Genomic DNA, 8,039 nt, shown 5'->3' with positions numbered 1-8,039 from the left:
TGATAATGATCACCGTCGCTGTAAAGGCCATCAGAGTGAGTGCTTCACCGAGTTTAATATCGTTTTGCACGAGCAGGTCAAATACCAGCAGGGGTGCAAAGATATAAAAGACAACGCGCCCGATGGTGCGCGAATCAATGGAGAAGAATTTGCCCAGCGTAAAGCCTGCCGCGCTTAATAGCAGGATGGGAAGCAGGTTGTTGGCGAAGGTGGAAAGCAGGATAGGCAGTGACATGTGAAGTAATCGATGGAATTCACCCTCACCCTAGCCCTCTCCCTGGGGGAGAGGGGACGTGTTCTTTTCTCCTTCCGGGTGAGAGGTTGTCTTCTATTCTTCCAGAAGAAATAAAGCCTTCTTTCTTACAAATGGGAGAGGCCACGACTTCTGTTCCGCAGGATGCCGGAATTTCCTCCCTTCTCCCTCTGGGAGAAGGGTCGGGGATGAGGGAAGAAACGCTAACTATCGAACTCGACAACTACGTCCTGCTCTCGCCGGAAGCCATCAATCTCGACGAAGCCAACCGCGCTAAACTGCAAGGCATCATCAACAGCGAGCCATTGGCATTGATCGAATATTGGGCGGTAGACCCAGATTACGACGGCAAACTATTCCGCTCAGTCTGGCAGGATTATCGGGGCAACACCGAGAATGACGGCGACCCGCTACGGGTAGTGACCCAAGCCCAACTCACCGTACCCTCTAAATTTGGCAACCGTAAAGTCTGTGTGCGGGTGGTGGATGTGTTTGGTTTTGAGGCGGAAGTGGTGGTTGAGGTGACGGCATGAACGGCAACCAGCGACTGGCGCTGGCTACCGGATTAACTACCAAAACTAAAAAATTGTGCAACGTCACGGAATCCCAAAATCCGTATGAACTTCTGGAAAGTGGAGTCGCTGATATTTTTGATCTGGTGACACCGACCACTGCGGAACTATTGCACTGGTGGTTTGGTGATGTGGCAAAAACCACGCGGCGCCTGAATTTTCATGACGGTCAACGGCAGGCGATTTTAAATACCATCGTCGCGCATGAAGCACTGAATGCGAGAGACTTGAAAAGCCTGTACCAAGCCGCCGCACCGGATGCGTTATTGACAGGCGGACGGCTAACTGAAGTTTCACAAAGTAAGCACAATCACCCGAAATACTGCCTAAAAATGGCAACTGGCACGGGTAAAACCTGGGTGTTGCAAGCCTTGCTGATCTGGCAGTTGCTGAACAAAAATGCAGCGTTGGCACAAGGCGTTGACGATGCGCGTTTTACCCGACATTTCCTGGTCGTTGCGCCCGGTCTTATTGTTTACGATCGCCTGCTGGATGCGTTTTGCGGCAAGCAGGTGGATGGCGTGCGCGATTTTGCCAATTCCGATGTCGCGCAATACGCCGAGTTGTTCATCCCGGAAAACCACCGCGATACCGTGTTCAGTTTTGTACGCGGCAATGTCTGCAATAAAAGCGAGATCGGCCTGAAAACCACAGGCAACGGCATGATTGCGGTTGCCAACTGGCATCTGTTGCAAGAGGCGGGTGAGGAAGAACCAGACGCAGCCGAACTGGAAACGCCGGGCGCAGAGATTGACCCGCAAGCGGTCATCAATGCCCTGTTGCCACTGATGCCAGGCAAGTCGGCAGGCAATAGCCTAGATGTGCTGGACAGGCGTTTTGCGCGTGGCGATGTGTTGGACTATTTGGCGGGCTTGCCTGAGTTGATGGTGTTCAACGATGAGGCGCACCATATCCACGACTTCAAGCGTGAGGGCGAAACGACCGAGGTGGAATGGCAAAAGAGCCTGACGCGGATTGCGACAAGCAAAGGCCGACGCTTCGTGCAGGTGGATTTTTCCGCCACGCCGTACAACGATGTCGGTTCCGGCAAGAATAAGCACAAGGTTTATTTTCCGCACATCATCGTCGATTTTGACCTGAAAACTGCAATGCGGCAGGGTTTGGTGAAATCTCTGGTGTTGGACAGGCGCAAGGAAATCGGTGCGTTGCCCTTGGAATTCAAGGCGGAACGCGATGAGAACGGCAATCCGGTGTTGAGTGCAGGCCAGCGGGTGATGCTACGTGCGGGCCTGCAAAAGCTGAGGAAGTTGGAGGTCGATTTTGCCCATATCGACCCTAGCCGTCATCCGAAAATGTTGGTGGTCTGTGAAGACACTACGGTGTCGCCGCTGGTGGTGAAATTCTTCCAGGACGAAGGTTTGAGGAAAGACGAGGTGATGGCGATTGATTCCGGCAGAAAGGCAGAACTGGGCGAAAAAGACTGGGCGGTGGTGCGTGAACACTTGTTTGATGTTGACCGACACGCCGCGCCGCGCATCATCGTCAGCGTGTTAATGCTGCGTGAAGGCTTTGATGTCAACAATATTTGCGTGATCGTGCCGTTGCGTTCCAGCCAAGCGCAGATTTTGCTGGAACAAACCATAGGGCGCGGTTTGCGGCTGATGTGGCGCGATGAGGATCGTGATAATGGGTATGCCGACAGCAAACGCGAAAACCGCGAACGTATCGCCAAGGGACAAGAACCCAACAGCCTGATTGATATTTTATCGATTGTGGAGCATCCGGCGTTTCAGTCGTTTTATGCGGAATTAATGCGGGAAGGCTTGGCAGGAACCACCGGCGAAGACAGCGACATTATCAGCAGCATCGGCGATCTGGTTTCGGTTGGTTTGCGCGACGGTTACGAAGAATTCGACTTCGCCATTCCGTTTATCCTGCGCGAAGCCGAGGAAGGCTTAGAACATCACGCGCTGGATATTACCTCCTTGCCGCCGTTTTCGGCGATGAACCTGACTGAACTTAAGACACTGCTAGGTAAAGGTGATGTATTTATCTCCCAGGATTTGCAAAGCAGTACCTTGTTTGGTGATTACCGCGTTGATGGTGCAGTGATGAATGTCACGGGCTACAACGATTTTTTGTCGCGGCTGACACGGCGTATTGCCCAAGCGCTCAGCCAACCGCTGCCGAAAGGCAAGAAGGTTGCCGCACATTTCGCCAACCCTTATCTGCAAGCGAACACGGCGGAACTGGCGGGGTGGCTGGATAGTTATATTCGGATGCAACTGTTTAACATGCCGTTTGATCCATTGTTTGATGAAAACTGGCGTGTGCTGTTGTTGCAGCCGATTGTCGATCACATCATCAAAGTGGTGGCATTGGCCTTGATTGAAGCGGAACACAAGCCGCAGATCGGTGAAAGCGAAGTGCGTTACCGTTTGTTGTCGGAAATGAGCAAGCTGCCGATGCGGGAAAGCAGTTCTGTTCTGGTCAATAAGTGCATTTATCCGCGCTTGCCTTATCCTGCCCATAATGGCGGCCTGGAGAAAGCCTTTATCGAATGGGCTGATAAAGACAGCAGCGTGCAGGCATTCTGCAAAATCAGCGAAACCCGCCATGATTTTGTCAGGCTACGTTATGTCAAGGAAGACGGTTTACCCGCTTCTTACTCGCCGGATTTTCTATTGCGTACCGATAAGGCGGTTTATCTGGTGGAAACCAAGGCGCAAGGCCAGGTGACATCGCCGAATGTGCAAAGAAAGTTGAAAGCGGCGGCGGCTTGGTGCGAACGGATCAATCGGTTACCAGAGGAAGAACGGGCTAATCTGGCGTGGCATTATGTGTTGCTGGGCGAAAGCGTGTTTTTTGAATGGCGGGATAAGGGGGCGTTGTTGTCGGCGCTATGTGATTTCGCCCGGAAAAGAAGCCGGGTGATGCCAGATATGCAAATCCAGTTAGAGACTGACTAAACGGCTAGCCATACAACACACTACACTGCGGTTAAGCCAAGTAGGATGTGCTGAGGCACGAAGCGCATCTTCCGCGTTTGATGCGCTTCGTGCCTAAACGCATCCTGCGGCCTTTACACATTCGGCATATCCAATGGTGGGTTATGTCGCGCTTAATTATCTGATACACGATAAAAAACAGTGTGTTGTGCGACTAACCCAGCCTGGGTATGCTAAATCAGGTTATGTGCATTAACTAAGAGGGGCACAAAGTTTTAAATATATTTTCTTCGTGTCTTCCGTACCCTGTACCCTTCGTGGTTATCCCTTAAACTACAAATTGCAATTATTTTGTTATTTTATGTTTTTATTACAATATAATGTCAAAAACTGACATTTAAGTGAAAATAACATGAAAATAGCAACAAAAAATATTAATAACAACGCTGTGCTTGTGGCGCTAGACTGGAAATTTAGCAACATCATAGGGGTGCAATGAACTATTTTAGAAAGGTATTCATTGCAAGTGCGGTTAATATCCTGCTAGTCAGCCCAGGAAATGCGTTAGCCTCGCAAGGGTTTTGGGATGGTGCGAGTGATCGCGTAGCCAAGGAATACAAGTCCAAAGAATGGAAAGGACTCCCTGACGAAGCCTTAATTCCGGCCTCTAAAATCAAGTGGAACCGACTGGCTAAAGCCGCGTTAAACCTGCCCGAGTGGATGGAATTCAGCCTGAGCCAACGCACCCGTTATGAATCGGTTTCCCATCCTTGGCGTAACGGTCAATCCAGCAATACCGATGTGCAATTGCCGCTACAGTCGCGGGTTCGTTTAGGTGTCAATCAAGGCCCGTTCTGGTTGATGTTTGAAGGCCAGGATTCCCGCACCCATTTTGCCGGAGCCGATGATTTTAATAACAATACGGTCACTAATCAATTCGACATCTTGCAGTTATTTGGATCAGCAACATTCCGTAATATCAACGATACCGGGCTGAGGACTGATTTTCATGTCGGGCGAATGACCCTGCATATTGGCTCTGCGCGTCTGGTTGGCCGGAATGGTTACCGAAATACGACCAACAGCTTTGATGGTGCACACTTTGCCATCGGTAACGACAAGGATTGGCGGGTGCGGGCATTTTTGACCTCGCCCGTGCTAATAGACCCCACCCATCTGGACGAAGGCAGTAGCAGCCGTCTGTTTTGGGGCGCTGTTTTTGAGACGAGCCAACTGTCCTGGCTGAATGGCGAAGCCTATTATTACGGCATCAACGATAAAAAAATTGCCGCTAACACCCGTACCTTCTCGACGTTTGGTGTGAGAGGCTACCAAAGCCCAGCTAAAACCAGTAAATTCCATAAAGAGAACTTCGGCAAGGTAGATTACGAATTTGAGGGGGCCGCGCAAACCGGCGAGACCAGCGGAAAAGATTTATTCGCCTATATAGGTCATGCCGAAGTGGGTTATACCTTCAATGCGCCCTGGTTTCCAAGGTTCAATGCCGAATACGATTACGCCAGCGGCACCAACGATCCTAACGGCAATAACAACCACACTTTTGACAGGCTATTTGGCGTACGTCGGGGTGATATGATGCAAACCGGTATTTTCGGGCCGTTTTTCCGCTCCAACATCGAATCAGTCGGGTCACGATTCACGCTGCAACCACGGGATGACCTCAAACTATTCGTCAAACATCATGTCTGGTACCTTGCCGAAGCCAAAGATGCGTTCGCCGGATCGAACCTTAACGCCGACTTTAATGCGCTAAGGGATAAATCCGGCAATGCGGGCCGTTTTTTAGGGCACGATATCGAATTTGGTTGGGTCGTTGAAATTAAAAAGCAACATCGTTGTTGAAGTGGGCTACGAACACTGGTTTAAGGGTGATTATTTCGACCGTCTCCCAGCTTCAGCCGGTTTGCCTGCTGGCGGAGAAAAAGACTCCGATTATTTCTTTGTCAACACGGAATTTCGTTTTTAACCCTGTTTGTCACGTTATACGTAAGCTCGTCATACCCGGGTATCCAGTGCCATGGATGGCATGTAGAGACGCAAGATTTTGCGTCTCTACATGCTTAGATTCCAGTGACCTCCATGGATGGAGGAAGTGCGGCAGAGGGTATGGAATCCTCGCCGCCGACCCACAGGGATGTGGGAAGTGCGGTAGAGGGTATGGAATCCTTGCCCGACAATCCCTGCCGGAATGACGATTTTGGAAACTTTAGATCATATAATCTGACAACGCAGAACCAACTCTCGTATAAAAATCATAGGGTGTAGTGTTATGAAAATTTTAAAGATAATCGCGTTATTAAGTGCTTTATTAAGCTTTTCTTCGGCTCATGCTGAAGAGATATTGCGCATGGCTACCACAACCAGCACTGAAAACACCGGTTTACTTCCGGTTTTGAATGCGCCTTTTGCAGCTAAAAATCATGTCCGTGTCGATGTTATCGCCGTTGGCAGCGGTAAGGCCTTGAAACTGGGTGAAAACGGCGATGTTGACGTGCTATTGGTACACGCACCCAAAGCCGAGGAAAAATTTGTTGCGGACGGTTTTGGCGTTGACCGCACTGCGGTTATGTACAATGATTTTGTCCTGGTAGGGCCAAAGTCCGATCCCGAAGGTATCAAGTCAACGCCCAGCGCTGAGGAAGCCTTGAAAAAAATCAGCCTAGGCAAGACCCCTTTTATTTCCAGGGGCGATGATTCCGGCACCCATAAAAAAGAACTGGAGTTGTGGGGAAAAACCTCGACTAAGCCAGCCGGTAACTGGTACATTTCTTCAGGGCAAGGCATGAGCGCGGTGCTGCGTATGGCCGATGACAAACTGGCCTATACCTTGACTGATCGCGGGACTTTCCTTGCTTATAAGGACAAAACGCAACTGGTCATTTTATTTGAGGGTGGCGAAGGAGTCCTTAACCCCTACCACGTCATTGCCGTCAATCCAAAATGTCATGCCCATGTCAAATACGGCCTGGTTAAGAAATACATAGATTATGTGGCTGGTACTGAAGGCCAAGCAATCATCGGCAACTTCAAAAAAGACGGCAACGTGTTATTTCATCCGGGCCTGCCTAAATAATGCCTGAACTGGCACGGCAGCAAGGCGGCCCAGATGGAGCGCCACGAAATCCCGGATTCCGCAAAGCCCCACATCCCTATGGCTTGGCAACGTCGAGAGCAGTTGCCGAATTCAACGCAATGAATGGCTCGTAGAGACGCAAGATTTTGCGTCTCTACTGGATTCCAGCACCAATCTGTTTGGAACAGATTTACTCGCCTCATCTATGAGGCTCGCCCTTCGGGCCGCGCTATGCACGTTCAAATTCGTTCCCTGACGAATTTGTGCATTAACGAAGGGCGTAAGGCTATCCTGCCTGACGTGAATCCACGCCGGAATGACGTTCTTGAAAGATTATGGTCATGTAATCTGACAAAGTAATGCTAAGCCAATTTGACATATCGCATAGTCAACAGTACCTTATCTTATTTTTCTAATTTCACACAATCCGGATTTCTCAAGAGCTGTTAATGGAACAATTTCATCGAATAAGCCGTTTACCTCCCTACGTTTTCAATATCGTCAATGAACTTAAAGCCAAGGCGCGAGCGGCGGGAGAGGATATTATTGATTTCGGCATGGGGAATCCAGACCAACCTACGCCAGACCATATCGTCAATAAGCTGTTGGAAGCGACGAAGCGTCCGGATACGCACCGTTATTCGGTGTCCAAAGGCATTCCAAGGTTAAGACGGGCGATTACTAACTGGTATAAAACCCGCTTTGATATTGATTTGAATCCTGAGACAGAAGCCATTGTCACCATTGGCTCGAAGGAAGGGTTAGCACACTTGGCTTTGGCTACACTAGGGCCGGGTGATGTGGTGTTGGTGCCTAACCCTGCTTACCCAATACATCCTTATGGTGTGGTAATTGCTGGTGCCGATGTACGGCATGTGCCGCTGATACCCGGCGTGGATTTTTTTGAGGCATTGGAAAAAGCTATCGCTGAATCCTGGCCGAAACCGAAAATGCTGATCCTGAATTTTCCCGGTAACCCGACCAGCCAATGTGTGGGATTGGATTTTTTTGAAAAAATTATTGCCTTGGCCAAAGAACATAACATTTGGGTCGTGCATGATATTGCGTATGCCGATATTGTCTTCGACGGCTATATCGCGCCTTCCATTCTCCAGGTGGAAGGGGCCAAGGATATTGCCGTGGAGTTTTTCTCCATGTCCAAAAGCTATAACATGCCGGGCTGGCGCGTCGGTTTTATGTGCGGCAATAAA

Annotated in this window: 8 protein-coding genes; 7 read left to right on the top strand and 1 reads right to left on the bottom strand. The window is 49.9% G+C overall.

The annotated features are described in order from the left end of the window. Positions 1–235: hypothetical protein (locus ACLQ6D_RS10240; RefSeq protein WP_411727184.1), on the bottom strand; the 235-nt coding region annotated here is incomplete at its 3' end. Between ACLQ6D_RS10240 and ACLQ6D_RS10235 the strand changes: the two genes are divergently transcribed. From ACLQ6D_RS10235 to ACLQ6D_RS10205, 7 genes are all read left to right on the top strand, one after another. After that, a complete protein-coding gene (locus ACLQ6D_RS10235) occupies positions 229–786 on the top strand; it encodes a hypothetical protein (RefSeq protein WP_411727183.1) in 558 nt (185 codons plus the stop codon). The genes ACLQ6D_RS10240 and ACLQ6D_RS10235 overlap by 7 nt on opposite strands. Then, the gene (locus ACLQ6D_RS10230; protein WP_411727182.1) at positions 783–3,755 is read left to right on the top strand and encodes a DEAD/DEAH box helicase family protein; all 2,973 of its coding nucleotides are present in this window, start codon (positions 783–785) and stop codon (positions 3,753–3,755) included. Before ACLQ6D_RS10235 ends, ACLQ6D_RS10230 begins: the two co-directional genes overlap by 4 nt. Before the next feature lie 474 nt (positions 3,756–4,229). Further along, positions 4,230–5,597 carry an alginate export family protein gene (locus tag ACLQ6D_RS10225; protein WP_411727181.1) on the top strand — a complete coding sequence of 456 codons (1,368 nt, stop codon included), beginning with the start codon at positions 4,230–4,232 and terminating at the stop codon, positions 5,595–5,597. Beyond that, positions 5,569–5,721 carry a hypothetical protein gene (locus ACLQ6D_RS10220; RefSeq protein WP_411727180.1) on the top strand — a complete coding sequence of 51 codons (153 nt, stop codon included), beginning with the start codon at positions 5,569–5,571 and terminating at the stop codon, positions 5,719–5,721. Before ACLQ6D_RS10225 ends, ACLQ6D_RS10220 begins: the two co-directional genes overlap by 29 nt. 303 nt (positions 5,722–6,024) lie before the next feature. Further along, positions 6,025–6,828 (top strand): substrate-binding domain-containing protein, encoded by an 804-nt coding sequence (locus tag ACLQ6D_RS10215; protein WP_411727179.1) that lies wholly within the window; start codon positions 6,025–6,027, stop codon positions 6,826–6,828. Continuing rightward, the gene (locus ACLQ6D_RS10210; RefSeq protein ID WP_411727178.1) at positions 6,828–6,962 is read left to right on the top strand and encodes a hypothetical protein; all 135 of its coding nucleotides are present in this window, start codon (positions 6,828–6,830) and stop codon (positions 6,960–6,962) included. The genes ACLQ6D_RS10215 and ACLQ6D_RS10210 overlap by 1 nt, the downstream gene beginning before the upstream one ends. A 315-nt stretch (positions 6,963–7,277) precedes the next feature. Further along, on the top strand, positions 7,278–8,039 hold a 762-nt coding region (locus tag ACLQ6D_RS10205), incomplete at its 3' end, for an aminotransferase class I/II-fold pyridoxal phosphate-dependent enzyme (RefSeq protein ID WP_411727177.1).

It is taken from the genome of Methyloglobulus sp. (assembly GCF_046714055.1).
Lineage (GTDB): Bacteria > Pseudomonadota > Gammaproteobacteria > Methylococcales > Methylomonadaceae > Methyloglobulus.
This window is presented reverse-complemented; position numbering and strand designations above follow the sequence as displayed.